This is a genomic window from [Clostridium] hylemonae DSM 15053 (assembly GCF_008281175.1).
GTDB classification, from domain to species: Bacteria; Bacillota; Clostridia; order Lachnospirales; family Lachnospiraceae; genus Extibacter; species Extibacter hylemonae.
Window position 1 is genome coordinate 69,018 of sequence record NZ_CP036524.1, and the last position, 24,632, is coordinate 93,649.

23 protein-coding genes, 6 tRNA genes and 1 pseudogene are annotated in these 24,632 nt (G+C 45.0%); 22 read left to right on the plus strand and 8 right to left on the minus strand.

The features are described 5' to 3' along the window. Positions 1-15 precede the first annotated feature (15 nt). The 10 genes from LAJLEIBI_RS00325 to LAJLEIBI_RS00370 all read left to right on the plus strand — a co-directional run bounded on the left by LAJLEIBI_RS00325 (position 16) and on the right by LAJLEIBI_RS00370 (position 2,684). Positions 16-588 carry an NAD(P)H-dependent oxidoreductase gene (locus LAJLEIBI_RS00325; protein ID WP_006444563.1) on the plus strand — a complete coding sequence of 191 codons (573 nt, stop codon included), beginning with the start codon at positions 16-18 and terminating at the stop codon, positions 586-588. Positions 589-733: 145 nt separating this feature from the next. Continuing rightward, complete coding sequence (locus LAJLEIBI_RS00330; RefSeq protein ID WP_040435840.1) at positions 734-1,240, plus strand: GNAT family N-acetyltransferase; 507 nt, start codon at positions 734-736, stop codon at positions 1,238-1,240. A gap of 125 nt (positions 1,241-1,365) precedes the next feature. Next, positions 1,366-1,737, plus strand: coding sequence for a hypothetical protein (locus tag LAJLEIBI_RS00335; RefSeq protein ID WP_006444561.1), 372 nt, complete (start codon positions 1,366-1,368; stop codon positions 1,735-1,737). Further along, positions 1,737-1,928 carry a helix-turn-helix transcriptional regulator gene (locus LAJLEIBI_RS00340; RefSeq protein ID WP_006444560.1) on the plus strand — a complete coding sequence of 64 codons (192 nt, stop codon included), beginning with the start codon at positions 1,737-1,739 and terminating at the stop codon, positions 1,926-1,928. The genes LAJLEIBI_RS00335 and LAJLEIBI_RS00340 overlap by 1 nt, the downstream gene beginning before the upstream one ends. Before the next feature lie 159 nt (positions 1,929-2,087). Then, positions 2,088-2,159, plus strand: a tRNA-Glu gene (locus LAJLEIBI_RS00345). A gap of 10 nt (positions 2,160-2,169) precedes the next feature. After that, a tRNA-Thr gene (locus LAJLEIBI_RS00350) sits at positions 2,170-2,242 on the plus strand. A gap of 29 nt (positions 2,243-2,271) precedes the next feature. Beyond that, positions 2,272-2,345, plus strand: a tRNA-Ile gene (locus tag LAJLEIBI_RS00355). A 96-nt stretch (positions 2,346-2,441) separates the two neighbouring features. Further along, positions 2,442-2,515, plus strand: a tRNA-Asp gene (locus LAJLEIBI_RS00360). A 6-nt stretch (positions 2,516-2,521) separates the two neighbouring features. Next, a tRNA-Val gene (locus tag LAJLEIBI_RS00365) sits at positions 2,522-2,594 on the plus strand. Positions 2,595-2,597: 3 nt separating this feature from the next. Further along, positions 2,598-2,684: transfer RNA gene (locus LAJLEIBI_RS00370), tRNA-Leu, on the plus strand. Between the two features lie 824 nt (positions 2,685-3,508). Here the strand turns inward: LAJLEIBI_RS00370 and LAJLEIBI_RS00375 are convergent. Further along, a complete protein-coding gene (locus tag LAJLEIBI_RS00375) occupies positions 3,509-4,297 on the minus strand; it encodes a hypothetical protein (RefSeq protein ID WP_006444558.1) in 789 nt (262 codons plus the stop codon). Positions 4,298-4,591: 294 nt separating this feature from the next. Here LAJLEIBI_RS00375 and LAJLEIBI_RS00380 point away from each other — a divergent pair, with 294 nt between their 5' ends. Continuing rightward, positions 4,592-4,804, plus strand: a complete 213-nt coding sequence (locus LAJLEIBI_RS00380) for a helix-turn-helix domain-containing protein (protein ID WP_006444557.1) — start codon at positions 4,592-4,594, stop codon at positions 4,802-4,804. 53 nt (positions 4,805-4,857) lie between these two features. Here the strand turns inward: LAJLEIBI_RS00380 and LAJLEIBI_RS19740 are convergent, their stop codons facing one another. Continuing rightward, positions 4,858-5,193: a transposase gene (locus LAJLEIBI_RS19740; protein WP_006444556.1), complete on the minus strand. Its 336-nt coding sequence runs from the start codon at positions 5,191-5,193 to the stop codon at positions 4,858-4,860. Positions 5,194-5,437: 244 nt separating this feature from the next. Here LAJLEIBI_RS19740 and LAJLEIBI_RS18265 point away from each other — a divergent pair, with 244 nt between their 5' ends. The 7 genes and pseudogenes from LAJLEIBI_RS18265 to LAJLEIBI_RS00420 all read left to right on the plus strand — a co-directional run bounded on the left by LAJLEIBI_RS18265 (position 5,438) and on the right by LAJLEIBI_RS00420 (position 14,034). Then, entirely contained in the window at positions 5,438-5,617 is a 180-nt protein-coding gene (locus LAJLEIBI_RS18265; RefSeq protein ID WP_006444554.1) for a hypothetical protein, read from the plus strand. Positions 5,618-5,658: 41 nt separating this feature from the next. Continuing rightward, positions 5,659-5,885 (plus strand): annotated as a pseudogene (locus LAJLEIBI_RS19435) (phage holin family protein). A 121-nt stretch (positions 5,886-6,006) separates the two neighbouring features. Continuing rightward, positions 6,007-6,837: a collagen-like domain-containing protein gene (locus LAJLEIBI_RS18275; protein ID WP_050765556.1), complete on the plus strand. Its 831-nt coding sequence runs from the start codon at positions 6,007-6,009 to the stop codon at positions 6,835-6,837. Between the two features lie 56 nt (positions 6,838-6,893). Beyond that, entirely contained in the window at positions 6,894-7,682 is a 789-nt protein-coding gene (locus LAJLEIBI_RS00405) for a peptidoglycan recognition protein family protein (protein ID WP_006444552.1), read from the plus strand. A gap of 198 nt (positions 7,683-7,880) precedes the next feature. Then, positions 7,881-8,342: a helix-turn-helix domain-containing protein gene (locus LAJLEIBI_RS00410; RefSeq protein WP_040435837.1), complete on the plus strand. Its 462-nt coding sequence runs from the start codon at positions 7,881-7,883 to the stop codon at positions 8,340-8,342. A 322-nt stretch (positions 8,343-8,664) separates the two neighbouring features. Beyond that, positions 8,665-9,507 carry a collagen-like domain-containing protein gene (locus tag LAJLEIBI_RS18640; protein ID WP_006444550.1) on the plus strand — a complete coding sequence of 281 codons (843 nt, stop codon included), beginning with the start codon at positions 8,665-8,667 and terminating at the stop codon, positions 9,505-9,507. 687 nt (positions 9,508-10,194) lie between these two features. Continuing rightward, positions 10,195-14,034 (plus strand): bifunctional diguanylate cyclase/phosphodiesterase, encoded by a 3,840-nt coding sequence (locus tag LAJLEIBI_RS00420; RefSeq protein ID WP_205689578.1) that lies wholly within the window; start codon positions 10,195-10,197, stop codon positions 14,032-14,034. Positions 14,035-14,043: 9 nt separating this feature from the next. Here the strand turns inward: LAJLEIBI_RS00420 and LAJLEIBI_RS00425 are convergent, their stop codons facing one another. The 4 genes from LAJLEIBI_RS00425 to LAJLEIBI_RS00440 all read right to left on the minus strand — a co-directional run bounded on the left by LAJLEIBI_RS00425 (position 14,044) and on the right by LAJLEIBI_RS00440 (position 17,613). Then, the gene (locus LAJLEIBI_RS00425; RefSeq protein WP_040435836.1) at positions 14,044-15,543 is read right to left on the minus strand and encodes a V-type ATP synthase subunit E family protein; all 1,500 of its coding nucleotides are present in this window, start codon (positions 15,541-15,543) and stop codon (positions 14,044-14,046) included. Between the two features lie 132 nt (positions 15,544-15,675). Then, positions 15,676-16,326, minus strand: coding sequence for a VanZ family protein (locus LAJLEIBI_RS00430; RefSeq protein ID WP_006444544.1), 651 nt, complete (start codon positions 16,324-16,326; stop codon positions 15,676-15,678). A 124-nt stretch (positions 16,327-16,450) separates the two neighbouring features. After that, the gene (locus tag LAJLEIBI_RS00435) at positions 16,451-17,047 is read right to left on the minus strand and encodes a TIGR04100 family radical SAM protein (protein WP_006444543.1); all 597 of its coding nucleotides are present in this window, start codon (positions 17,045-17,047) and stop codon (positions 16,451-16,453) included. Positions 17,048-17,076: 29 nt separating this feature from the next. Further along, the gene (locus tag LAJLEIBI_RS00440) at positions 17,077-17,613 is read right to left on the minus strand and encodes a TIGR04002 family protein (RefSeq protein ID WP_083790658.1); all 537 of its coding nucleotides are present in this window, start codon (positions 17,611-17,613) and stop codon (positions 17,077-17,079) included. 272 nt (positions 17,614-17,885) lie between these two features. Between LAJLEIBI_RS00440 and LAJLEIBI_RS00445 the strand changes: the two genes are divergently transcribed. Then, positions 17,886-18,095 carry a cold-shock protein gene (locus LAJLEIBI_RS00445; RefSeq protein ID WP_040435834.1) on the plus strand — a complete coding sequence of 70 codons (210 nt, stop codon included), beginning with the start codon at positions 17,886-17,888 and terminating at the stop codon, positions 18,093-18,095. A 162-nt stretch (positions 18,096-18,257) separates the two neighbouring features. On the opposite strand, the gene LAJLEIBI_RS00450 is transcribed toward LAJLEIBI_RS00445, so the two are convergent. Beyond that, positions 18,258-19,115, minus strand: coding sequence for a pyridoxamine kinase (locus LAJLEIBI_RS00450; protein ID WP_006444540.1), 858 nt, complete (start codon positions 19,113-19,115; stop codon positions 18,258-18,260). A 116-nt stretch (positions 19,116-19,231) separates the two neighbouring features. Continuing rightward, entirely contained in the window at positions 19,232-20,743 is a 1,512-nt protein-coding gene (locus tag LAJLEIBI_RS00455; protein ID WP_006444539.1) for a hypothetical protein, read from the minus strand. 258 nt (positions 20,744-21,001) lie between these two features. On the opposite strand from LAJLEIBI_RS00455, the gene LAJLEIBI_RS00460 reads away from it, so the two are divergent. The 3 genes from LAJLEIBI_RS00460 (at position 21,002) to grdG (ending at position 24,622) form a co-directional block, all read left to right on the plus strand. Then, the gene (locus tag LAJLEIBI_RS00460) at positions 21,002-21,739 is read left to right on the plus strand and encodes an isochorismatase family protein (RefSeq protein WP_006444538.1); all 738 of its coding nucleotides are present in this window, start codon (positions 21,002-21,004) and stop codon (positions 21,737-21,739) included. Positions 21,740-21,798: 59 nt separating this feature from the next. Next, positions 21,799-23,190, plus strand: coding sequence for a dihydropyrimidinase (hydA, locus tag LAJLEIBI_RS00465; RefSeq protein ID WP_040435832.1), 1,392 nt, complete (start codon positions 21,799-21,801; stop codon positions 23,188-23,190). A gap of 145 nt (positions 23,191-23,335) precedes the next feature. Further along, positions 23,336-24,622: a sarcosine reductase complex component B subunit alpha gene (gene grdG / locus LAJLEIBI_RS00470; RefSeq protein WP_006444536.1), complete on the plus strand. Its 1,287-nt coding sequence runs from the start codon at positions 23,336-23,338 to the stop codon at positions 24,620-24,622. Positions 24,623-24,632 lie beyond the last annotated feature (10 nt).

Below are 24,632 nucleotides of genomic sequence, written 5' to 3' on the forward strand. Positions count from 1 at the left end.
AGGAGGAGATTCATTATGAAAACAACGATAGTATATGCGCATCCGTGGGACGGCTCTTTTAACAGGGCTGTTTTGGAGGAAGCCGAGAAAGCAGCGGGGGATTGTTATCTGATTGATTTGTACAAAGACAGATTTGACCCTGTTATGTCTGAGGAAGATTTAAAACTGTACGGTGAAGGGAGAACATCGGATCTGCTCGTAAAGCGATATAATGAAATATTGGATGATACAGACAGAATTATATTTATTTTTCCTGTCTGGTGGTATGATATGCCCGCTGTTATGCGCGGATTTTTAGATAAGGTCATGTTGAAAGATTCGGCATATTACAGTGATGATACAGGTCTTCATGCGTTGCGCAGCATAGAGGATACCTATATATTTACAACATCTTCTACTTCAACTGACAATTTGATACATAAATTTGGTGATGCCATAAATGGCACCTTAATAGGAGCTACGTTTGAGGCCGTCGGTTTCCACAATGCCGTGTGGAAGAATCTGGGCGGGATCGACAGCCTTACTGAGCAGGAAAGAAAAGAGTACCTCGGTCAGATATCTGAATATTTATCAGGTTCTGACGCGTAGCTGCCAGGCCAGCCTGCCAAATAACTTATAGAAGTCCCTTTAATACAACGTATCCAGATGATGGAGTGCAGACGGATTTTATTAAACAAAAAAGAAATTAATATATACTTGTGGTATAATTTTCAAAAGAGAATGGAGGAATGTTATGGAATGTGCTATTCGATGCTGGAGAATGGAAGACGCGGCAGATGTTTCCAGGATGCTGAATAATAAGAAGGTCCAGGATAATTTAAGAGACGGTATGCCGTATCCTTACACGGAGAAAGATGGTAAGGAATTCATAGCGTCCATGCTGGCTGCGGACCCGGAGGAAACGATTGCATTTGCCATTACGGCGGATGACAGGGCGGTGGGAAGTATCGGGGTCTTCCGGTGCGGTAACATTCACTTCCGCACTGCCGAGATGGGATATTATATCGGTGAGCCTTTCTGGGGAAAAGGGTTAGGAACGAGCGCCGTACGAAAGACGTGCGATTATGTATTTGAACATACAAATATTATAAGAATATTTGCGGAGCCTTTTTCTTACAATACTGCCTCATGCCGCGTCCTTGAAAAAGCAGGATTTCAGTTTGAGGGACTTTTGCGCAAAAATGCGGTCAAGAATGGGAAGATCGTGGATATGAAAATGTATTCGCGTATTAATGATTGACATATCAGGAGCTTCTTTTAGCAGAAAGAACGGCTGTTATCCTAGGAATGTAAAGAGTTCTTGACATTTAAAACTTACATGTTATGATTGAAATGTAAAGAACTTTTTACATCAGGAGGTGTACTATGAAAAAGTTGTTCAGACGCGCAGAGCTTCGGAGAATGGACGAGATGGAGAGAAGTATAATCCTGAAAGGACAGCGCAATGCGCTGGTATATGTCACTGTGGTGCTTGGTGTCTGGTCCTTTTATGAAATATATAAGTTATATGTACAGAAGACATCAGCCAGCTTTATGCCTTTAATTTTACTGTGTACTACTTTCACGGTCGAAACTTGTTCGCAGCTTTATTACCAAAAAGAAGCGGTCAAGGGAGAGGAGGAGTACCACGAACTTTCATTTTCCAGAACACTCTTAACTATTATTTTTATGGGGATTGTGACGGCGGCCGTTTTAACCGGTATTATTATAGCTGTATATGTAAGGTGGGAGCATTAGTGAAAAATAACATTAAGCAGCTGAGAAAGAGCAGGGGACTGCGTCAGGAAGATCTGGCCGCCCGTTCCGGGGTGTCGAGGCAGACGATCATTGCAATTGAAAATGATAAGTACAATCCGACACTTGAGCTGGCTATGAAGCTTGCAAGACTGCTGGATACTACGGTGGAGGAACTGTTTATATTACAGTGACAAAAGCTGGAAATGAATAAATTTTTACGCAATGGTAAAGAATGACAGAAGGGACAAATTCTTTAAAAAATGAGCAAAAAGTATTGCATTTACGGCAGGTTTATGATATTATAATTTTCGGTCACTCCATGAGACAGGCCGTTTAAATATAAGTATTTTGGCTCCGTGGTCAAGCGGTTAAGACATCGCCCTTTCACGGCGGTAACACGGGTTCGATTCCCGTCGGAGTCATTTTTGATTTGCCGTTGTGGCTCAATTGGCAGAGCAGCTGATTTGTAATCAGCAGGTTACCGGTTCAAGTCCGGTCAACGGCTTAGTTCCTATAAGGGACTTATAAGTTTTTGGACCCTTAGCTCAGCTGGTTAGAGCAATCGGCTCATAACCGATCGGTCCTGGGTTCGAGTCCCCGAGGGTCCACTGCAGCGTCTCAGCACTAAGTCCGTATTTCAGGATAAGTGCTGCGGCATGCGTTGTTTTAAACAATTCATCAAATTTTCAAAGTAGTAATAGTTAGGCCCAGTGGCTCAGTTGGTTAGAGCGCCGCCCTGTCACGGCGGAGGTCGAGAGTTCGAGTCTCTTCTGGGTCGTTATATGGGATCTTAGCTCAGCTGGGAGAGCATCTGCCTTACAAGCAGAGGGTCATAGGTTCGAGCCCTATAGGTCCCATATGCCGCAGTGGCGGAACTGGCAGACGCACAGGACTTAAAATCCTGCGGGACTTATACTCCCGTACCGGTTCGATTCCGGTCTGCGGCATTAGTGAGAGATGCTTCAAACCCTTATAAATAGAGGGATTGAGGCATTTTTTGTTTTAAGTAAAAAGTTGTGTATCCCGTAAATACGCGGTTTATGTCAATATTTTTGCCATTTTAGAGGCATCTCTCTCAGACACTCGCTGTCCTATGTAATGCTCTGTCATGGTAAGTGTAGAGTGTACTAAAAAGGCTGGATATCAACGGCTTTATTCCCGCATTATAAAGCATAGAAGCACCTGTAAACCGAAGCTTCATCATATGTTTTGGTTTTATTTCCATAATTTGCTTTGAAGATATTTCAGAATTGTCTATGAAACGATGCCATATTCCGATATCTTCATTAATCGTCTTGCCGGATACAATCTTTGTCTCGAAACGGTGCTGTTCTCAATTTTTATAGACATCTTCCAGTATGTTGTCAAAATAGTGTTCTTACAGCCTGTTTACATCAAAGATTTATTATTATGGAATTGATGGGGAAATCTGTAAACCTAAGATAACAGAATTGAGTTACTCTCAAAGAGCAAAATGCTATAAACAGGAGGAAGAATCTGATAAACTCATAATAGATGCATTTTTGAAAGAAGTGGAAAAAGAAGCGTTATATTTCGCAAAAGAAGATCAATAACAGACAAGAGGGCTTGCAAGGTTTATCACCTTTCAAGTCCTCGTTAGTATCATGGTATTGTTGGCTTCGTCCGTTCTGTAAAGAATTGCCCTGCGCCGTATCGGCTTCGCCTTGTTCCTTACTAGAAAATATTTTATGAATCAACAGTCCTATATTCAGATTCTTTGTGATTTATAATAAAATGGAACATCTTGTTTTTATTGTAATGCACTTGTTTTTACAAAACCGGCTTTTGACCCATTTGATACTTTAACATATTTTCGGCCTTTTAAAGGATTGTCTTTGTCAAATGTTGTTATGTTGTTTTCATAGATACCTTTCCACGAATCGATATCTACATAAACTGTTTCACCTTCTTGAAATGAATCGCAAGAATATTTTATTGGCGATAAAAGAGGAAAACAATAGATAGTATTTTTACCTTCTCGATATCCAGTATAATATATTTTTGCCTCTTTTTTTAGTGTATATTGTACTAATGTATCTTTTGAATTCATATCTTGGACTATGTATTCAGAATTGCTTCTAGTACAATTGATTGCACTGTATGAAAAAGCAACAATTAAAATAATTACGGGTATCAAAATAATTATTGTTTGTATAAATTGATGTTTACATAAACGCACACTATATAATGCAATTAAGAACATTAAAAAAGATATAAAAAGAGTAATGCCTATTTTCCATGCTTCTCCATTTTTGATAGTACCAAATATGTCTGGCTTCTTCAAATTTTGTAATTCATATAAACTTAATGGTACTATAAGTGAAGCTATGGTATATAATACAAAGCCTCCCCAAATAAAGCCATAATTTACTTTTTCATAGGACTTTTTGGCGAGTTTATAAAAGGATAATATTATTAGCGCAAATCCTATTATAGTCATTACACCTAATAGCAAAGTTACTTTGTGGTCTATCAACATCTTTATGATAGCCAATGGTAATAACATAATAAATAATATACCTATCATAAACATACTCATAATTCATCCTCCTATTTTCAATATTCATACTAGAGTCTATATTATTGCCTTAAAAAAAGTGACTATAATCTTATACATCGATTTAATTCTAATTTTAAATTTGTCTAGAGTATGTTTTGCATCGTAGGTATAGCTAAAATTAGAAACTCAGTTGCATTTAATTACAAAGCTTTTCATAATCTTCTGTCAAAGACTTCTTGGGGTTTTGTAGGCGAGCATTGTTATTACATTTATAGTACGATAATAATAAGTACATAGCAATATAATTATTAGAGAAAGTGAAGAAATTGCAGAATGATAAAGTACGATAAGTTGTGGGAGACAATGAAATCTAAAGAGATTACTCAATATGATTTATATACAAAGCACCACATGAATCGCTCTCAACTGAACCGATTGAGACATAATAGAAATGTTGAAGTGAATACCATAGATAAGTTATGCAATATTTTGAATTGCAAGGTTGAGGATATTATGACGCACTATCCTGATGATAATGTCTTTTGATGGATAAAGGCAAGGCTTTAATATGTACAAAAAATTGTACATATTTTGTGCAACTAACAATAGAGATGGCGCAATCCCCCTTTCTGTGCGGTTTCAGACTGAAAAAGATTATCTCGAGAAATCAGCTCCAAATGGAGAGCTTTCCATCCCCACATTGCCAGCTTTTTCAGATTCATGGCAGCATATTTAAGCCGGACCCACATACTGCCCCGTTTCAGTCCGCGGTATGCCGTGTATCTCATTTTATATTTTTCTTTTGCATCCGCAAATACCTGCTCAATCGTCTGGAGCGTATCCCGTAGCTTTCTTGCCCTTTTGGCGAATGGCGGATATCTTTTGACTGATCTATATAATCTTCCCAGATATGTCTTGTGACTGTCTTCTGGCAACGCTTGCTTTCGGTACAGATATCTCTTGTATTACATTTTTTGCATTGATAGCTTATACTTTTATATTCCCGGTATCCATTTCATTGGTTGTACTGTAAGACATTTAGAGGAATAAGAAAGGCAGGAAAAGGGGAGTGCAAATTATACAGACCATATTAAGCGTCTGCGGTGGGATAAGTATTATAGGCGGGACCGGTGCAATTGTATGGAAGTGCTGCGGCCGGCGTTCAAAACTTCCAAGTGAGTGAAACAGCTGGAAGAATACAATGAATTGAATTATAAACGCCTGAAAGCTTTGGGAGAGATGCAGAAACAGCAATTAAAATGTCTGTCAGCAATGCTGAACCACCAGATTACTAGAAATGTGATAGATAACATAAAACGGATTCATGATGATTGGCTTGAATCAATCTTCGACAAGTAGAAAAGGTGAGAAATATGGAACAGATTATGAATTATGTATAACTGGAACTAATTATCGTGACGATCGTATTATACTTTTTGGGTATGTGGTTTACACAGGTCCCATTTTTGAAGGACAAGTATATTCCGTTGGTACTTGGCCCATAGGTATCTTCGTGTGTAGAATTTGGGTAATGACCACGGCCAGTTATGCTACAGGGCAGGACGTAGCCCTTGAAGTCTTTACAGCAGTTGTCTATGGGATTCTGGTAGCAGGAGTGAGTACATAAATAAACCAGCTTATAAAGCAGGCGGGAAAAGCTGAATAGTAAATAATTTGTGCAGGTGTCCCTCTTTGTCCTGGTAGTTGTTGATAAGATACAGCTATCAAATTACAAGGAGGAACACAAAATGGAAGAAAACGCAAGTTTCATACCGGAAATTTATATCGGTGAAAATGGAAACTGGTTTATTAACAATTATGACACAGGGGTAAAAGCAAGAGGTGACGATGGCATCACGCCGCATATCAGCGCCAACGGCAATTGGTATATTGGTGACATCGACACAGGAGTGTCGGCAACTGGTCCGAAGGGCGATAAGGGTGACGCCGGTCCGATAGGACTGCAGGGACCAACAGGCGCCACAGGACCACAGGGGTTGACTGGTCCTCAAGGACTGACGGGACCTCAAGGTCCAACTGGTGCTACCGGTCCACAGGGGGCTACAGGGCCCAAGGGAGATACCGGTGCAGTTGGTCCGCAAGGTCCGCAGGGAATCCAGGGCCCAAAGGGTGATAAAGGAGATCAGGGGCCGGCCGGTCCAGTGAATATTGCGAACAACCTTGAGACCACGGAAGAAGGCTACGCGTTAGATGCCAGACAGGGGAAGATTCTAAGTGACAATTTAGGCATTGGTGGCATTACAGAATCCGGCGATGGATATGTACGATATAAGGACGGTACGCAACTATGTTGGATATCCAAGAGCGCAATATATAATTACAGCGTGGCATATGGATCCGTGTACCACACCGGAACTCAATATTTTAAGTTCGCGAAGGCGTTCGTTGGCAAACCTTCAATAACCGCTTCTGCCGGTTCCGCCGGCTTAACATACGTTGCAAGCATACGTTCATCAGGTGACTTACAAACGGTTGGTTTGAAATTCTGCAATCCTGTAAGTACGTCAGAATTGTTAACTGATATCAGCATTATAGCAGTCGGCCGCTGGAAATTATAGTAAAATGCGGAGAGATTGGAGACAGGCTCTCTTTTCAATAAAAGGAGAAAGAGGATATGAATATCAAGGAAACGAACTTATCCTTCGGATCAATGAGCCGCAGGAGTGCTACGAAACTTATTATCCTGCACCACGCGGAGGCATCGAACTGTACCGTACAGGACATCCACCGCTGGCACAAAAATAATGGATGGGCGGGCATCGGATACCATTTCCTGGTGCGTAAAGATGGCTCTATATACCGCGGACGGCCGGAATGGGCGGTTGGCGCTCATGCATCCGGCAGCAACTCTGACAGTATCGGCATATGTTTTGAGGGGGCATACATGACGGAGACCATGCCGGCAGCACAGAAAGCGGCCGGAAAGGAACTTGTCGCAGAACTCAAAAAGAAATATGGCATAAGTAAGGTACAGGCGCATCGTGATGTATGTGCGACATCTTGCCCTGGAACTAAATTTCCGTTTTCGGATATTGCAGGCGCCGCCGGCAGCGCGGCAACTACGACACCGACGCCAGCAAAGCCAACAGAGAAAGGTGACGCATGGGTGTCTCGCCTACAGGCGGAATGTAACGCTCAGGGATTCAGTTATCAGACCGTTGACGGGCTTACCGGTCCTAATACACTGGCCGGATGCCCGCAGCTTGGGCGGACGAGCCGGGGCAATATAACGGCATTGCTTCAGGAGCGGCTAAACGCTCTCGGGTATAATTGCGGAGTTGTCGATGGCATCAACGGAACTAAGACACAGGCAGCAATCAAGGCATACCAGAGAGCGCATGGACTCGTGGCAGACGGTATCGTTGGTGTCAAGACATGGAGCAATCTGCTTGGATTATCTTAATAATTGATACAACATAACCCCAGAGCGTAAAAACTTTGGGGTTCATTCGTGATGCATAAACACATATTTTTAAACGCAAACAGAAAGTATGTTGTCACTTTTCTACCATGAGTTGCGTAAATATATACTCCGCTGTATAGATTGCAACCGAGGTTTTTGGTACTATTCTTTTATCAGGAAAAAATGGAGGGACCCTTTATGGAGTTTGCAGAAAAAATTTTGACATTGCGTAAAAGCAATGACTTAACACAGGAAGAACTAGCGGAGAAGTTAAATGTTTCAAGACAGTCTGTTTCAAAATGGGAAAGCGGTCAGGCAGTACCTGAACTGGAAAAGATAGTGGCGTTAAGTTCTGTGTTCAATGTTACAACCGACTATCTTTTGAAACCGGCTGAGATTGATGAGTTATCAGTTAAAACGAACATTTTGGAGAAACAACAACAGCAGATATTATTGAGGGAGAAACAGCGTAATAAAATTGTCCGTTGTGTCATGTATGCAGTTGGTGTATATCTTCTGTTTTTTGCAGTCGCTTTTATTGGACATTATATAGCTTTTGATTTTGGATTTGGCAATCCATCAATCATTTTTTCGGAATTTCTCATAGCAACAGCAATAGTCATTTTTATCTGCGTGAGGAGTATTAGGAAAGAAGATTAGTATTTTCTCGTTTAAGAGGCTGTGATGAAGTCTTTAAAGCCCTTTTTATCAGTATTTTGGTTATTTAAAACTGTCAGATTCCGGTCAGAGGGATTGCAAAACCGACGTGTTTACGTCGGTTTTTTGATAGTTGTGTTGTATAAGAGACATAAAATAGTTGCCTGCTTTTATATCCGTCCATTCTTCCATCTTTCATTTATAGGCGGCTGGAATCGTTATTCAGAAGAGGGAGCGGTACCCTGAAAAAGTTAATATGTGTCCCTCTTTGTCCTGATAATTACTGGTAGGATACACTTATTATATAATTTAGGAGGGACACAAAATGGAAGAAAATGCAAACTTTATACCGGAGATCTATATCGGTGACAACGGAAACTGGTTTATTAATGGCTATGACACGGGAGTCAAAGCAAGAGGTGACGACGGCATCACGCCGCATATCGGGACCAACGGCAATTGGTACATAGGTGATATGGATACGCAGGTGCCGGCAACCGGCCCGAAAGGCGATAAGGGTGACAAAGGAGAGACTGGTCCGATGGGGCCCCAGGGTTTGACCGGCGCGACAGGTCCGCAGGGATTGACGGGTCCCCAGGGACTGACAGGACCTCAAGGTCCGACAGGAGCGACAGGTCCGCAGGGTGCCACAGGTCCAAAAGGTGATACCGGTGCGGCCGGGGCACAGGGCCCGCAGGGAATCCAGGGACCAAAGGGTGACAAAGGAGAGCAGGGACCGGTCGGACCTGTGAATATTGCGAACAACCTCGAGACTACGGAAGAAGGGTATGCGCTGGATGCACGGCAGGGGATGATCTTATACCACAATTCTATTGTGGAAGCTGGAAGTAATGACAATGGAAGTTATCGCAAATATGCGGATGGGACGCTAGAAATGTGGGGAGTAAAGGAGGCAGATTACCTGTCTAAGACAGCGGCGGGCACTTGCTACATATCCGAAGAGATCCCGGTTACATTTCCTGTTCCATCCATAACGAGAGCGGTTATTGTTGCTCAAAAAGTCACGGCAAGGCAAGAGTCATCATGGGTAGGAATTAATGCAGATAAAGCAATGACTGGATTTAACGTATTTGTAATAACTTCCTTTTCACTTACATCTGTACGACGTGCATATATCCATTGGCACGCGGAGGGTACTTGGAAATAAATAATAAAACTATAGTAAAATGCGGAGAGCTTGGAAACAGGCTCTCTTTTCAATATTAAACATTAACTCACAAGCAGCCTGCCTATGCAGATGAATCATTCTATTCTCATAATCAGTATCTTCACACGTCATAGCAGCTTGGGTAAAGTGAAAGCCAGCGTCTTGAAGCATTGGCCGGTAACCGGGGCCTATAGCCTCAGAGTTAACCATCCGCATGACGGGTGGCCGTGATGGAAAAGCTGCGCTGGAGAGACAGAAAGTTATGAAAAAAAGTGGGACATTTTGTGAGGAGATCATCTTGAAAGAACAGAAACGCTATCAAGCACGTTTTATCCTTTCAAAACAAGGAATTCTGTTGTAAAATAATAGCAGTATAGAAAATGTTTGCTTCTTCATTGAAGAAGTGCCGACAAGATAATGCTGCTTGAGCGGATCTGTTTTATGCGTAGGCTTGCCGAATGATAAGACCAATCATACTTTACGTTTATGAACCTCTCCTTTCAGGTCATTGTCTATTTTCACAGGTAAGCATTCCTTGTTTTAAAACTATCCGGACAATTCTCTATACACTTAGTAACGTCTTGCTTTATTTTATAAAAGTATTTGAGATGAGAACCATGGCGTATATATTGAAGGATTAAAAGCTGCTGATTGCAGATTATGGAGATAAGACAAGGAGAGATTGTTATGAATGAATATGATACGATTTTATCGGATGAATATATAGAACAGCTAAAAGATATGGTGGAATATTTCCCCCTGGCCTGTTACTTTTTAAAAAGGGATACTGAGCTCACGATATTGTACGGTAATGCCGCTTTTTATTCGATGCTGCAGCAGAGCAGGGATGATGTCAGATATAAATATAAAAACAGTCTTTCATCCTTACTTTCTACAGAAAAGTTTTTCGAGGGATACCAGGAGGATATAAAAAGCAGGGAATTTCTTCATGATGCGGAAGTACATAATAGAAAGCACCGTTTTTATACCCGGATGAAACTGAGCGAAGCAGATGGAATTTACTGCTGCATGTCATTGGATGTAAGTGATTTTGTACTTGATAAAACAAAAAATGAGGATATGCTTCAGCTGCTGCACATTTTATTTACACAGATCCGGCAGGAAGCTTTTGTCGTAGACGTTAAAAACCAGATCGTCTATATGGCCAGCCAGAAAAAAATCCTTTCAGGTTTTCCTAAGGTGCTTACTTTTTCTGCATACTCTTCTGAGTATGCAGAAAAGGTCCTGCCATTGAGCAAGGCGGACGATGACAAACTGCAGCATGCATTTCATAAAACGCTGAAGCAGCACGTCCGTACTATAAACGAAGTGAGGCTGACGAGTGGGGAATGGGTCCGTTTTCAGTTCAGTTCCTATGAAAAAATAGAGGACAAGGGGCCTGTCATCCTGGGGTTTATCGAAGACATATCCAGGGAAAAGCAGGAGTATTTAACATATCTGAAGGAAACGCAGTTTTATCATATGCTGTTATCGGAGAAGAAGGCATATGGACATATTAATATAACTCAGGACCAGTTTTATGGAATGGGCGGCATCTGGAACCTTTATAATGAACTGACTGAAGAGATGACCTATACACAGCTTTATACACGTTTCATTCATAAGGTCGTACATCCGGAGGACCGCGGGGGTTACATGGAGCTGATGGACCGGGATAACCTCAGGCAGTCTTATCAAAACGGCCTTACCAGATTGAAATATGAATTCCGCAGGATCATAGAACAAAATAAAATGATGTGGATGGAGATAGAAATCCTGCTGTTTAAGGAGCCGCTTCAGAATGAACTAATGGCGCTGATGTATCTGACGGATATTGATGAACGGAAGAAAAGCAGCTTCCAGCTGCGCTATGAATCGGAATTCGATCAGCTGACGGATGTGTATAATAAAAAAAGCGCAGAATCAAAAATCATTCAATGTCTCCGCGAACCGGCAGAACTGCGGGCCTTTCTGATTCTGGATCTTGATAATTTTAAAGATATCAATGACAGCTACGGACATAAAGCCGGCGATGATACCCTGATACTGTTTGCAGACCATCTGAAGGCAGTCTTTCACGAGCACTGTGTCGTAGGACGTTTCGGCGGTGATGAATTCCTTGTTCTTATGGAACAGATCACGTCTGATAAAGAGGTCGATGATGCATTGATGGATCTGTATCAGAAGCTGCAGGAGGATAAGAGGTATGATATTAAATTCAGCGCAGGCATTACCCTGATAAAAGGCAGCAGTGATTATGAGACTGTGTTTGAACAGGCGGATAAGACGCTGTATGAGGTGAAAAATTCACAGAAAGGTTTATATCAGTATTACAACAGGGAAGTAAAGCCCAAGCTGGATATAAAAGAACTTCAGTCAATGACGGCGGCGGAAGGTGCAGAGGCAGGCTATGAAAATCTGGAGCTGTTGGAAAAAAAGGATTTTGATACCTATCTGGGAGAGTTTGGCGATATCTCCTATCTTGTTGATCCGGACAGCTATGCTCTGCTCTTGGGAAACCAGGCGTTTTATGACCGTGTCGGGCTTACGAAAAGCCAGTGCCGTGATAAAAAGTGCTATGAGATCATGCATAGGAGGAAGACGCCGTGTCCGTTTTGCGCAAAGGCAAACTGGTCCAAAGATAAATTCTATTTATGGAAGGACATGAATACCGCGCTGGAACAGGAATTTCTCATCAAAAATAAACTGATCACATGGAAGCAGCAGGTTGTTTTACTGGCGATCGCCGTTGACATATCCAATGATAAGAGTATTGTGGATTCCATGGAAAGTAACGCCACAGAGAGCCATTTTCTGCTCAGCGGTATTCAGCATATGCAGGAGCGAGTAAGTTTTGATGAGGCGATGCAGAGTATTCTGGAGACGATCTGTCATTTTTTCAAGGCATATCATGCGGGGATCTGGATGATGGATGAACAGAGCGGTCTTTATGCACTGAACAGCGAATGGTTTGTCGGGGACTCAGGGGACCAATGGACACTGAGCGAAGAGGAGGTGGCAGTGCTCAGCGCATGGCTCAGTGCGCAGAAGTGGAACGAACCGGTGAAGCTGGAGAATCCGCAGGCAATGATCGGAGAGTCTTTCGACATGTACCAGCTGATGCAGAGCCATCATGTGGAAAATCAGCACTGGATCCATCTGGAGGAGCATGGGGAGGAGTACGGCTGTCTGGTCATAGATAATACCAATGCCAATTTTCAGAATGTTTCATTTCTGGAATCCCTGTCCGGTTTTATAGTCAATGAGATCAAACGCCACCGTCTGTTCCAGGCTGCGCTTCATGCCAATCACTATGATCTTCTGACAGATGTACTGAACAGAAACAGTTATGAGAATAATCTGCCGCGTTATCAGACAGAGGAGGTAAGTTCACTCGGTGTGATCGTCGCCAATATAGATAATCTGAAGAAGATCAATGAGGATTATGGTACTGTTACCGGAGATCAATATATCCGCCATCTGGCAAATCTGATGAAAATGATCTTTGCGCAGACGGATATTTACCGTTTTAATGGGGATGAATTCCTGATCATTGCCGTGAATAGTGAAAAAGCCGTGCTGGAGGACAAGGTTCAAAAGCTGCGGGAGAAAATCGAGAAAAATGAAAATTTCAGTGTATCTCTGGGATTTTCATGGGACAGTGTAGAACATGATCTGGCGGCATTGATCCATGCCGCAGATGATGTGATGAAGTTGAATAAGAAGCGTCATTATGATGAAATGCATGGGAGTGATGATGCGCAGCACCGCCAGCTGCTTAGAAATCTGATCAAGCAGATCCAAAGAGGGGAGTATGTCGTTTATCTGCAGCCCAAATACCATCTGGAAAACCACAAATGGATCGGTGCGGAGGCTCTGATCCGCCAGCAGCACCCGGAATTCGGCATCCTGCCGCCTTCTGAGTTTATACCTGTTTTAGAGTCAAACGGGATCATCCGCTATATTGACCTTTTCGTTTTGGAAGAGGTATGCAGACTGCTGGAGAAGTGGAATCGGAATGATTTGATCATTTCCCTGAACTTTTCAAGAGTCACACTGATGGAGGATGATATTATCAACAGTATGAAGAAAGTTCTGGATAAATATGATTTTTCAAGGAGATGTCTTGAGATTGAGATGACAGAGAGCACGGTGGAACACTGTTCAGCCATGCTCTATAAGACGGTACAGGAGATCAGTGATCTTGGCCTGCGTATATCTCTGGATGATTTCGGTATCCGCTACAGTAATCTGTCTGTACTGAATGATATTCATTTTGATACACTGAAGCTGGACAAGAGCTTGATCCAAACGCTGGTCAGCCACCAGCGGAGCCGTATTATCCTGCGCAATGTCATACAGATGTGCAGGGAGCTGGATATAGAAATGATCGCAGAAGGTGTGGAAACAAGCCGCCAGGAGGATATTCTGAAATCACTTGACTGCCCGAATGGACAGGGGTACCTGTTTGCGCGTCCGGTTCCTGTAAAAGATTTTGAAGAGGATTATATTCTGGACAGAGCTTAATGGGAGCATTTACGTAAACAGACAGAACACGATCACGACCGCGGCGGTGACCAGACCGCCGATGATGGCAGGATGAGCCGCCTCCGGGTTGTACAGCGGGTTGAGCGGGGAGACATAATCACCCCATGGACTCATAAAAGAGGCTTCCAGTTCCCGTTTTCTGCGCATGGAAACCGGCAGTCCGTCCACAAACTGCCGCCAGTCCTTTTTCAACAGCAGGAACCCCTTTTTACAGTCGCTTTTTGACGGGTCCGGGTGTGCGAAAAAGAAACCTTCCTTTCTGTCTTGGTTTTCGTACTGACTGTAAGCATACTTCAATATGGAGGTAAGCGCTTTTCCGGCATTTGGTTCCTTTTGACAGAGCATCCTGAGCCGGCAGTATATATCAAATACTGCCGGCTCACGGTTTTCTTTATCCGAGGCTGAGTCATGGGATATATATGACGATGCGGCGGTACATTTTTGTGCTGCCGCACTGTTGATATAAAACAGCATCATCCGGTCGATCGCCCGTGAAATGCTGCCTGCCAGTGTTTTCTGAATCCCTGATGCCTGAAGATAGACAATGGATTTCAACCAGGTATCTGCAGCCAGAAATCCCCTGAGCTGAGGATTCCAGGCAGTTATCTGCGTATTACTGAGCAAATTCCCTTCCCCGAGAAAATGGGTCAGAAATGTTTCAGCGGCCTGTAGGTCCTGCACCTGGAAGAATATATTTTGCCTTGGGCTGCTATGTGTAACCAGCTTATTTGCATCCGTAACTTTTCCATATTCCGGGAATGTGCCGCTCAGGTAATCGGCTTCCACCAATTTTCTGCCGCTGAAAGCTTTGCTGTACGGAACAGCTTTTTCAGATAAATGTCTGGAATACAAAATACCCTCGTGTACGTTCTTTGTATGTATTATCTCTTTATAGTTCTCTTTGCCGTTCCAGGCAGAGTTCGCTTCATCCAGCAGCCGGCCGACTGTTTCCGGCGGGAGACTCCTGCCGGTGGCGGATCTAAAAAGACTGTTGAACAGACTGGTCCGGTTCCAATGTTCTCCATACTGGTGAAGGAAACCGTCCAGCGTGCTGAAATGCTTTTCCACGAGTTTTGCCAGATTCCCGAATGTGTAAGAATCCAACAGGCTGAGCAGCCTTTTTTGTTCGTCGTGTTCTGTCAGACTTACGATCTGTTTCAAAATAGTCATATAGAGTTCTTTTAACCGTTCCAGTTCTTTTTCAGAATCAGAACTTAAAAGCGGCTGCCATATCCGGAGTTTTGCCAGGAGCTGTTCGATCCTTCTGACCGCTTCTGCCTCTTTTGATGTATCAGCTTTACTCTCGTCTGATATTTCAGAGGTGTCGTTTCTTTCCGCCGTTTTATGGTATGATGCTTCCGCGTTTTCCACAAACTCCATTTCAGCCTCAGGCTTCCATGTGCTGATATGTGACGCAATGTCAGCTAAAGAAGCCGTTTTATCGTCTGCCGGTTCCTTGCCGGGAAAAGGAATACTTTGTATTTCCATGCACTGCATCTCCTCTCATTTGTGGTTTCTTATTATCATTATCGTCACAAACATACTTCACATAAGCGTCCATGCCCAGAGAAGCAGAGGATGGGAGTGTGCCGCTAATGCAGCGGACAAAAAAGAATGAAGCTAGGTTATAAATACTATGATAAAGGCCAGTAGTGTGACCAGAGGAGGCAGAAACAGTGCAGAATCATTTGCTGCGGAGGCGGTATACGCCTTGCCCGTTATTGCGTTCCTCAGCTTTACAACAAGTCTGAAGCACAGGTAACCGGCGGCCGTGCCGAGAACATTTGTGATCAGATCATTGATATCTGTAGCTCTGTACAGTGTAAACATCTGGCTGACTTCGATCAGGAGTGAAAGTAAGAAGCCGAGGAAGATCACTTTTTTTAGTTGTTTATATGTGCCGCTGATGAGCGGACAGAGAAAGCCGAACGGAATAAAACAAAGGATATTCAGTATGAAATCAAAGCTTATCCCATCGGCAAACGGAATCCAGTTAACAATAGGATTAAAGATAGATTCCCCGAGACTGTCCAGCCGGATAAATTCTTTGATCGTCGGTATACCGACAACGTTGCGAAAGACGATGCCCAGATAATAATATAATAAAAGTGAACCAAATGCTGTCCTGAACCGGGGCAGTCCTTTATCCTTTCGGAAAAAGAAAAACAGCAAAATTCCAATTAATATAAGACTCGCCGCATACAGCGGCCCAGGCATCAACAAGTCTAGTATTGCTTCAAAAAAACTTAATTGAATCGTCGTTTGTGTCATATGCTTCTTCTCAGCCTCCCTCTTTTTCTTATTATCATACAGACAACTTATTAAGAAAAAGGGAAGACGAGAGTAATTCTTTTTGAATATTGATCTGCCGTGGAGTGTAAGGAGAAGGCCTGGGTCACGCGTATTTACGTATCCTTAATGTGATGCCGAGAGAGTCTGCCAGCGCCTGGCTTGCTTCTATTTTATCCTGGGGAAGCACATCTACGATGGTAAGCCTTACATCGGGAATATAATCTTTACATTCGGACGCAAACTGCAGCAGCGCATCGAACGCGCCGGTAAACCGGGGGCGTGTCACTTTATCGTATTCTTCGCTTGTCGGGGCATTCAGGCTGATAGATACGGAATCTACGATCCCGGCGAGCGCGGGGATAATGTCCCGGCCGTAGTACAGGTTTGCGAGTCCGTTCGTGTTGACGCGGATGCGTACACCGTACTTTTCTTTTGCGTATTTTGCGGATGCGGTCAGAGTTTCCAGAGCGCAGGTCGGCTCTCCGTAACCACAATAGACGAGTTCGTCATAGCCTGTAAAGTCAAATGCGTCCATGGCGGCTATGACTTCTTCCAGGGAGGGATCTGTCTTGTGCCAGAGCGTCTTGGCATCCCCCACGGAATCTTCGTGGCTTCGTATACAGAAGGTGCAGCGGCAGTCGCATTTGTTTGTGATATTGGCATAGACCTGATTTTTGTAAGTATATAGGATATCAGCCATTTTATTATCTCCTTTCAGATATTACTTCATTATTGCAGGAACAGCAGCTGATCTGCGCGGTTCTTCATGTGGATTCTGTCGAGCGCCGCGGCGGCGGCCAGAAAGATAACGGCGCTTCCGCCGGACTGCACGGCGCTGCCGGTCAGTGAGGCAATAGGAGACAGGAAGGAGCCAAAGAGGATCCCTTCTGCCAGATAGTAGCCGGCGGCTGATATGAGCGCGGCGATAAACGGCGCCGCCACATTCCTCGGGCTGAGCATCCGGCCGTTGTGACTTGTAAATGGGAGGGTGATCAGCATCTTTATGATGATGGTGGCCGGCGCCCACATAGGCGCGGTGAGCATATCCGCAAGACCGCCTCCGATCGCTGCCGCTGCCAGAGCATAAGGTCTGGGGAGCAGGACGGCCGCAATGTATATGAAAGTATCTCCAAAATGTATATATCCGCCGTTTGTCCCATAAGGTATGTGGAAGATATAGGCTGTCATAAGTGTGATCATCGCAGCAAAGAGCCCGGCAGCGGTGAGCAGCGGGATCGCTTTTCCCTGTTGCATGTTCTGTTTCATAATCATCAGTCCTTTCATTGTTTGGTGATAATCATAACATTAAAGTGGATGTATTAAAAAGTCCAGATATTTAATATTTGAGCAGTCCAGTTTAAAAAAATAAAATAATATAAAATAATCCTTTACTTTTTGTAATATACATGTTAAGCTAAGCAAGTAATCAAAGAGATTTGAATCGTACCTATGTTTGTAAGTCGTTTCAGGATGATTTACAAGTAAAGGTACTTTTTTTTATCTCAGATACAAATATTATTAAAATGGAGGTACTGACAATGAACAGCGGTACAGTAAAGTGGTTTAACTCACAAAAAGGATTTGGATTTATTACAGATGACCAGGGCGGAGATGTATTCGTACATTTTTCAGCGATCGTTTCTAACGGATTTAAGACTCTGGAAGAAGGACAGAAAGTGACTTTCGACACAGAGACAGATCCGAAAGACAGCAGCAAGCTGAAAGCAGTTAATGTTTGCGCAGCATAGTCTGTAAGAAGATTCCAAGATAAGAATTATTAAGAAATATGTTTCAGAGCAGAAGAGTTTTACTTTCATTTGAATATTTGTATTTTTGATAATTTAACGGACAACGGCCTGCACTTCGCAAGAAGGGCAGGCTGTTTTTGTCGTCCGGTTTTCTGAGAGGGGTCAGGCCCCTTTCAGAAGCATGGGAAGGAATTTCTCATAATTCACACCGTCATTGCGGGGGACCTGTTCTTTCACGGAATCGGCAAGGGCAAGCTCCAGAAATGCTCCTGCAGTCTCCATGATATCCGGTATGGAATCGCCGCGGGCAATACCTGCCGCGAGACACGAGGCGAATAGATCGCCGGTCCCGGAGTAACTTCCGCCGATGTAAGGGAAAGAAGACAATTTGCAGAATTCTTTCGTGATATACAGGTTGCCCATCATGTCAGTCCCATTTTCACTTTTGTGGCGGATGCCGGTGACGATGATCTCACCGGGACCTTCTTTACACAGTTCTTTGCCGGCCCGGTCAATGGTTTCAGTCAGATGCCCGGTATCCTTTATATCCGCAAGGGTATGGTAGTCTGTGCCTGTAAGGAGGCACAGTTCGGTAAGGTTTGGGGTGATGATGTCGGCCCGCAAGGCCAGTTCCCGCATCTGGCACCGGAGTTGTTCGGTGAACATGGCGTAAGTATTCCCGTTGTCTCCCATGACAGGGTCTACGAGAAGAAAAGTATCTTCGCCGCAGAATGTATCGATAAACCTGTGTATATGCCGGATCTGCATTTCACTGGCGACAAACCCGGTGTATATGCCGTCGAACCGTACATTCATTTTCTTCCATTCGGAACGGAAGGCTTCCATTTTGTCTGTATAGTCGTCGCAGAAGTAGCTGGGATATCCTGTCTGTGCACTGAGAATTGCCGTAGGCAGCGGACACGGCTGTACGCCCATGGCGGCGGTGACGGAGATGGCGGCGGTGAGCGAACAGCGGCCAAATCCGGATAAATCGTTGATTATTGCTATTTTTTTTGTCATATCATCCAATCCTTTTTGTCATCTCGTTATCGCGAAGGCGCAGCTATGGTGAGGCGCCATGAGGATATTCTACCACTAACCGCCCGTATTTGAAAAGGTCTGTCTCACTTTTATGGTCAGACGCCGCTGCGCTCCAGTGTATCTGCAAGCTGCAGAAGATATGCGGTGACCGAAGATTTTTCTTTCCGCTTAGGCGGTATCCTTCGGATGCAGCGTTCAAATGTAACAGATGCGGCATTGACGATACTTGCCTCGTCGCTCAGGCGGAAGCCTTTCTGATCCATCTGCACCATCCATGTATTCTGTTTGCACCAGCAGTTCATCTCCGGGATTGCAGGAAGGGGAGCATTATCTCCCTCCGATAAAAAGACGATCTCAAGGTTCTCATGTTTGTCAAGAGCGTCTGCCAGGCTGCGCAGGCAGCGCGCATACTGAGGTTTTGTCACATTTACCTGCCGGCCCCCCAGCAGAGTGAGACTGCAGCTGATGAACGGGGTCCGAAACGCCCGCCGCTCCATTTCTTCCAGCTGAAGTATCTGTACGATCCGTTCCGGCGCGTCTTCAAGTCCCCTGAACTGTGTGTGTACGATATCCCGCATTCTCTGGTTTACAATGAGACACTGGTCTGTGGTGGCCGGATCGATATGATTGCCTGTAAGGATCTCACTGAGAAGTTCCGACTGGGCGGAGACAAATGCCGGCGCCGGAAGATAGGCGTAGAGCGTCCCTCTCTTGCGTATGACTCGTATGTATTCCACCACATCCGCGCATTTTTCCACCGGAAAATTGACAAACAGCTTTTCGCAGCGGCTGATGACCGATTCTGCCATCGTCCAGTGCCGGATGATAGAAGGGGTGTCTGTGAATACCATGGTCGTGGAGTTGTCCTGCCCGGCAGAGATACCTAAAAGCGAGATGGCTTTGTCGAGTATAAACTGGGAGAACTGGAATACATTTTCATCGTAGTATTCATAGTAAAACCATTCCACATTACGGTGGAACAGCAGGAGGTTGCACATCTCAAAGAACCGGACAAACCGCTGGCGGTATGAAGAAAAATGAATTACAAAACGGGCAGAAAACCCACGTCCCAGCAGCACATTCATCTTTTCCGCAAAGTGCCTGACAAACGCTTCATCTTCTAATAGCCATCCGTATTCTTCCGAGTCTATAAAGATGATCCTTCCGGGTACGGGGAGCGTTTCCGCATAATCCAGAAGCTTTAGGACAGCGTGCCTGCGGCCGCTGTTCTGTTCACAGGAGCCGATCTGTATTTTGGGCTGTATCCCCGGCGCGGTAAATTCTTTCAGGTTGGGCAGCGTAAGTTTTTCGCTGAAAAGCAGCTTCCGCACAAAAGGCTCAGGGGATGAAGAGCCTTCAAGTCCTTCCAGAGGATATATTTCCGATAGAGCCTTTGAAAGAAGCTGATGGTCTGATTTTTCACTCACTTTCATTATGAATCTGATGATATCTTCAAAATACATGGAATTGCTGTTCAGACTCCGGTCGCCGCTCTTCCATTTGCTCACAAGGCTGGCGTCCACATGGAGTTCTCTTGACAGCGACACGGTCTGGATATTCAGGCATTCCATCAGGAAGCCGAGGGGGGAGAGTCTCTTTGTACGCATATCTTCCTCCTGTCTCTGGTTTACTGTTCATACAAAATAATTCGATTAAAATACTGATAATAAATTAAAATAAATAAAAGTGTCAATAAAGTGTCAGTGTATGGATGCTGACATATAGACAAATAGGGTTGTAGAAAAGGATTTGATTGATTATTATAATAGCATAGAAAATAAAAGAAATAAACAACAGCGGAATATTTCTTTTATGCGGCGCCGCGAAAGCAACTGAATAACATTTTTGATCAGGAGGATCGTGATATGGCAGAAAATAAAGAGTATAAGTTTGTGGATCATTATGAGTTTGATGAGGAACTGCTTAAGCGGGCGTTTGCAGAAGCAAGAAAAATATATAAAGAACGCGGTTTTATGAGAAAGATGGGCTTTGGAAAGGCGCCTGCCATAACGACGGTGGATATGGCAAAAGCGTGGATGAGCGAAGGGCACGTATTTACGTGTGACCATTCAGAAGAGGTGTGCGCGGAAGCGCTTAAGGTTCTGGAAGCCGGAAGAAGATCAGGAGTGCCGATCTTCCACACGACGACCGGGTACATAGGGGAGAAGCAGTGGGATCTTCCGAGATGGGACGAAAAGATCCCGATGAGCGCGCTTGACATAAATGACGACTGGCTGCAGATAGACCCGAAGCTCAAGCCGCAGCCGGAGGAACCGGTCATCCATAAAAAATATGCATCTAACTTTTTCGGGACACATCTTGCACAGACGTTGAATTTCCTGGGTGTTGATACGCTGATCGTTATGGGAGCCACCTCATGTGCCTGCGTGCGCCATACGGTCATGGATTCTACCGGATACGGCTTTAAGACTATCGTGCCGGAAGGAACAGTAGGCGACCGCGTGCCGGGAGTTATCGAGTGGAACTTATTTGACATGGAGGCAAAATTCTGTGACGTGGTGCCTGTAGATGAAGTTGTACAGTATCTGGAAGGCATCGACGCGTCTGTCTACCGGAAGCATGAAAGACTGTATGATAAATAGTGACTGAATCAAAAGGGGACATTGTGCGGAATGTCCCCTTTTTAGAAAAGGAGGGTACTATGAGAACATTGATCAGAAATGGAACGGTTGTGACCTCTGTAAATGAGTATGAGGCGGATATCTATATTGAGGACGGTATTATAAAGGAGATCGGGAAAAACATAAGCCGGGACGCAGAAGAAATCATCCATGCAGAAGGGAAACTGATCTTCCCGGGCGGGGTGGATGAACATGTGCACTATGGATCATTCGGCGGCCGCCTCTTTGAGACGACAGATGCCGCAGCGGCCGGCGGCACGACGACGATCGTCGACTTTGCGCCGCAGGAAAAAGGAGTGCCGCTCATTGACGCGATCAAAAAGCAGGCGGCGAAGGCGCAGGGAACCGCCTGTGTCGACTTTGCCTTTCACGGGATCATCATGGACCCGAAAGAATCTGTGTTTGAGGAGATCGCGCAGCTTCCGGAAGTCGGCGTGTCAACACTTAAGCTTTTTATGGCATACAAGGGCACTGATTTTTATTCCGACGATGAATCTATATTGAAGGCCATGATGAAGGCCAGGGAATGCGGCGTCACAATGATGGTGCATGCAGAAAATGCGGACATCATCAATGTGCTGCAGAAAAAGTATCTTGCGGAGGGACATACGGAGCCGGTGTACCACTATTATTCCAGGCCGCCGGTGGCGGAAGAAGAGGCGACAAAGCGGGCCATCGCTCTGGCCAGGACGGCAGACTGCCCGCTCTATGTCGTCCACGTCAGTGTGAAAGAAGCGATGGAGGCCATCAGGGAGGCTTATACGCAGGGGTATCCTGTATTTGGGGAGACATGTACCCATTACCTCACTCTGACGACCGAGTATCTGGCAAAGCCGGACTTTGAAGGGGCAAAATATGTGTGCGCCCCGCCGCTTCGGCCGCAGAAACATGTGGACGCGCTTTGGGAGGCAGTACAGAAAGGATGGCTTCAGGCGGTCGGTTCCGACCACTGCGCGCTGGAGGGCGGTTTTGAGACAAAGAAAAGAGGACTCGGCGACTTTACAAAGATACCAAACGGATGTCCGGGCGTACAGGACCGTCTTGCGATGCTCTGGACGGAAGGGGTATGCAAGGGGCGGATCACCCGTCAGAAGTTTATAGAGCTTTTTGCCACCATGCCGGCGAAAGTGGTGGGACTTTACCCGCAGAAAGGGGAGATCGCCGCAGGTTCAGACGCAGATCTGGTAATATTTGATCCGGACTATGAGGGCGTTATCCGGAATGAAGACAGCCTGCACGGAATAGACTACAGTCCATTTGAAGGATTTCCGGTAAAAGGACGTCCGGAACAAGTATACCTCCGGGGAAAAAAGATTGCCGAAAACGGCAGATTTATCGGGCCGAAAGGTGAAGGAAAATGGCAGAAGTGCAGGCCGTACGCCATGTGTTATGATTATTTCTCCTTGAACTGATATCGGAAAAATGTCCAATATACCGGAAAAGAGTTGCAAAAAATGAATTATTAGACTATTATTAAATTATAAAGAAATCGGCAGTTAATTTATGACTTGAGGGGGCATTATTCTTAATGTCCCCTTTTGAAAAGGAGGGAAAGAAGTGAAACTGGAACTGGGAAAAATATTTATTCATGATGTTCAGTTTGCAGAGCGGACTTATGTGGAGAACGGCACACTCTACGTATGCAGGCAGGAGATCATCAGCCTTGTGCTGGAGGACGACCGGCTCGTGTCGGCGGACGTGGATCTGGCGAAGCCGGGAGAGTCTGTGCGGATCGCGCCGGTGAAGGATGTCATTGAGCCCCGGGTAAAAGTGGAGGGAGACGGAGGGCTTTTTCCGGGAATCATTAACAAGGTCAGACAGGTCGGAGCGGGAAGGACGCATGCGCTCGTGGGGGCAGCGGTCGTCACGTCGGGAAGGATCGTAGGGTTTCAGGAAGGTATCATCGACATGTCCGGGGAGGCGGCAAAGTATACGCCGTTTTCCAGGACAAATAATGTGTGTGTCATTTTCCGGGCAAAAGAAGGCATTGACGCCCATGAACACGAGACGGCAGGCCGTCTGGCAGGACTTAAGGTGGCCGCGTATATCGGAGAGGCGGCGAGGGAGCTGACGCCGGACGAGATCGTCACCTATGAAACAAAGCCTTATCTGGAGCAGATCGCGGAGTATCCGGATCTCCCGAAGGTTGGGTATATCCATATGCTCCAGTCACAGGGACTGCTTCATGACACGTACTATTACGGAGTTGACGCGAAGAAATTTATTCCGACGTTTATGTATCCTACAGAGATCATGGACGGGGCGATCGTAAGCGGCAATTGTGTGGCGCCGTGCGACAAGGTGACAACGTTCCATCATCTGAACAACCCGGTCATTGAGGACCTGTACAAACAGCACGGGAAGGATCTGAACTTTATCGGTGTCATACTGACGAATGAAAATGTATTTCTGGCCGATAAGGAGCGGTGCTCTGATATGGTGGGCAAGCTCGTTGAATTCCTTGGGCTTGACGGCGTGATCATCACGGAGGAAGGATATGGCAATCCGGATACGGATCTGATGATGAACTGCAGGAAAGCAACCGCGGCGGGGGCGAAAGTAGTCCTCATAACCGATGAATTCCCCGGGCGCGACGGGAAGTCCCAGTCGCTTGCGGACGCGGTTCCTGAGGCTGACACCGTAGTATCATGCGGGCAGGGGAATCTTATCATTCATTTCCCGCCGATGGATAAAGTGATAGGCACGCTGGAATTTGTAGAGACGATGATCGGCGGTTACGAGGGAAGCCTGAAACCGGACGGAAGCATTGATGCGGAACTTCAGATCATCATAGCCTCCACGATAGCGAACGGCTATAATCACCTGGCTGCGCGCACTTACTAGGAAGGGAGGA

Bases quoted from the DNA above. Each gene is read 5' to 3' on its own strand.
- LAJLEIBI_RS00410 (WP_040435837.1), top strand. From the start codon at position 7,881: ATGGAGTTTGCAGAAAAAATTTTGACATTGCGTAAAAGCAATGACTTA.
- LAJLEIBI_RS00450 (WP_006444540.1), bottom strand. From the start codon at position 19,115: ATGACAAAAAAAATAGCAATAATCAACGATTTATCCGGATTTGGCCGC.
- LAJLEIBI_RS00375 (WP_006444558.1), bottom strand. From the start codon at position 4,297: ATGAGTATGTTTATGATAGGTATATTATTTATTATGTTATTACCATTG.
- LAJLEIBI_RS00430 (WP_006444544.1), bottom strand. From the start codon at position 16,326: ATGACACAAACGACGATTCAATTAAGTTTTTTTGAAGCAATACTAGAC.
- LAJLEIBI_RS00335 (WP_006444561.1), top strand. From the start codon at position 1,366: ATGAAAAAGTTGTTCAGACGCGCAGAGCTTCGGAGAATGGACGAGATG.
- LAJLEIBI_RS00330 (WP_040435840.1), top strand. From the start codon at position 734: ATGGAATGTGCTATTCGATGCTGGAGAATGGAAGACGCGGCAGATGTT.
- LAJLEIBI_RS00435 (WP_006444543.1), bottom strand. From the start codon at position 17,047: ATGGCTGATATCCTATATACTTACAAAAATCAGGTCTATGCCAATATC.
- LAJLEIBI_RS00445 (WP_040435834.1), top strand. From the start codon at position 17,886: ATGAACAGCGGTACAGTAAAGTGGTTTAACTCACAAAAAGGATTTGGA.
- LAJLEIBI_RS00455 (WP_006444539.1), bottom strand. From the start codon at position 20,743: ATGCGTACAAAGAGACTCTCCCCCCTCGGCTTCCTGATGGAATGCCTG.
- LAJLEIBI_RS18275 (WP_050765556.1), top strand. From the start codon at position 6,007: ATGGAAGAAAACGCAAGTTTCATACCGGAAATTTATATCGGTGAAAAT.
- LAJLEIBI_RS18640 (WP_006444550.1), top strand. From the start codon at position 8,665: ATGGAAGAAAATGCAAACTTTATACCGGAGATCTATATCGGTGACAAC.
- LAJLEIBI_RS00420 (WP_205689578.1), top strand. From the start codon at position 10,195: ATGAATGAATATGATACGATTTTATCGGATGAATATATAGAACAGCTA.
- LAJLEIBI_RS00460 (WP_006444538.1), top strand. From the start codon at position 21,002: ATGGCAGAAAATAAAGAGTATAAGTTTGTGGATCATTATGAGTTTGAT.
- hydA (WP_040435832.1), top strand. From the start codon at position 21,799: ATGAGAACATTGATCAGAAATGGAACGGTTGTGACCTCTGTAAATGAG.
- LAJLEIBI_RS00325 (WP_006444563.1), top strand. From the start codon at position 16: ATGAAAACAACGATAGTATATGCGCATCCGTGGGACGGCTCTTTTAAC.
- LAJLEIBI_RS00425 (WP_040435836.1), bottom strand. From the start codon at position 15,543: ATGGAAATACAAAGTATTCCTTTTCCCGGCAAGGAACCGGCAGACGAT.
- LAJLEIBI_RS00405 (WP_006444552.1), top strand. From the start codon at position 6,894: ATGAATATCAAGGAAACGAACTTATCCTTCGGATCAATGAGCCGCAGG.
- LAJLEIBI_RS00440 (WP_083790658.1), bottom strand. From the start codon at position 17,613: ATGAAACAGAACATGCAACAGGGAAAAGCGATCCCGCTGCTCACCGCT.
- LAJLEIBI_RS00380 (WP_006444557.1), top strand. From the start codon at position 4,592: ATGATAAAGTACGATAAGTTGTGGGAGACAATGAAATCTAAAGAGATT.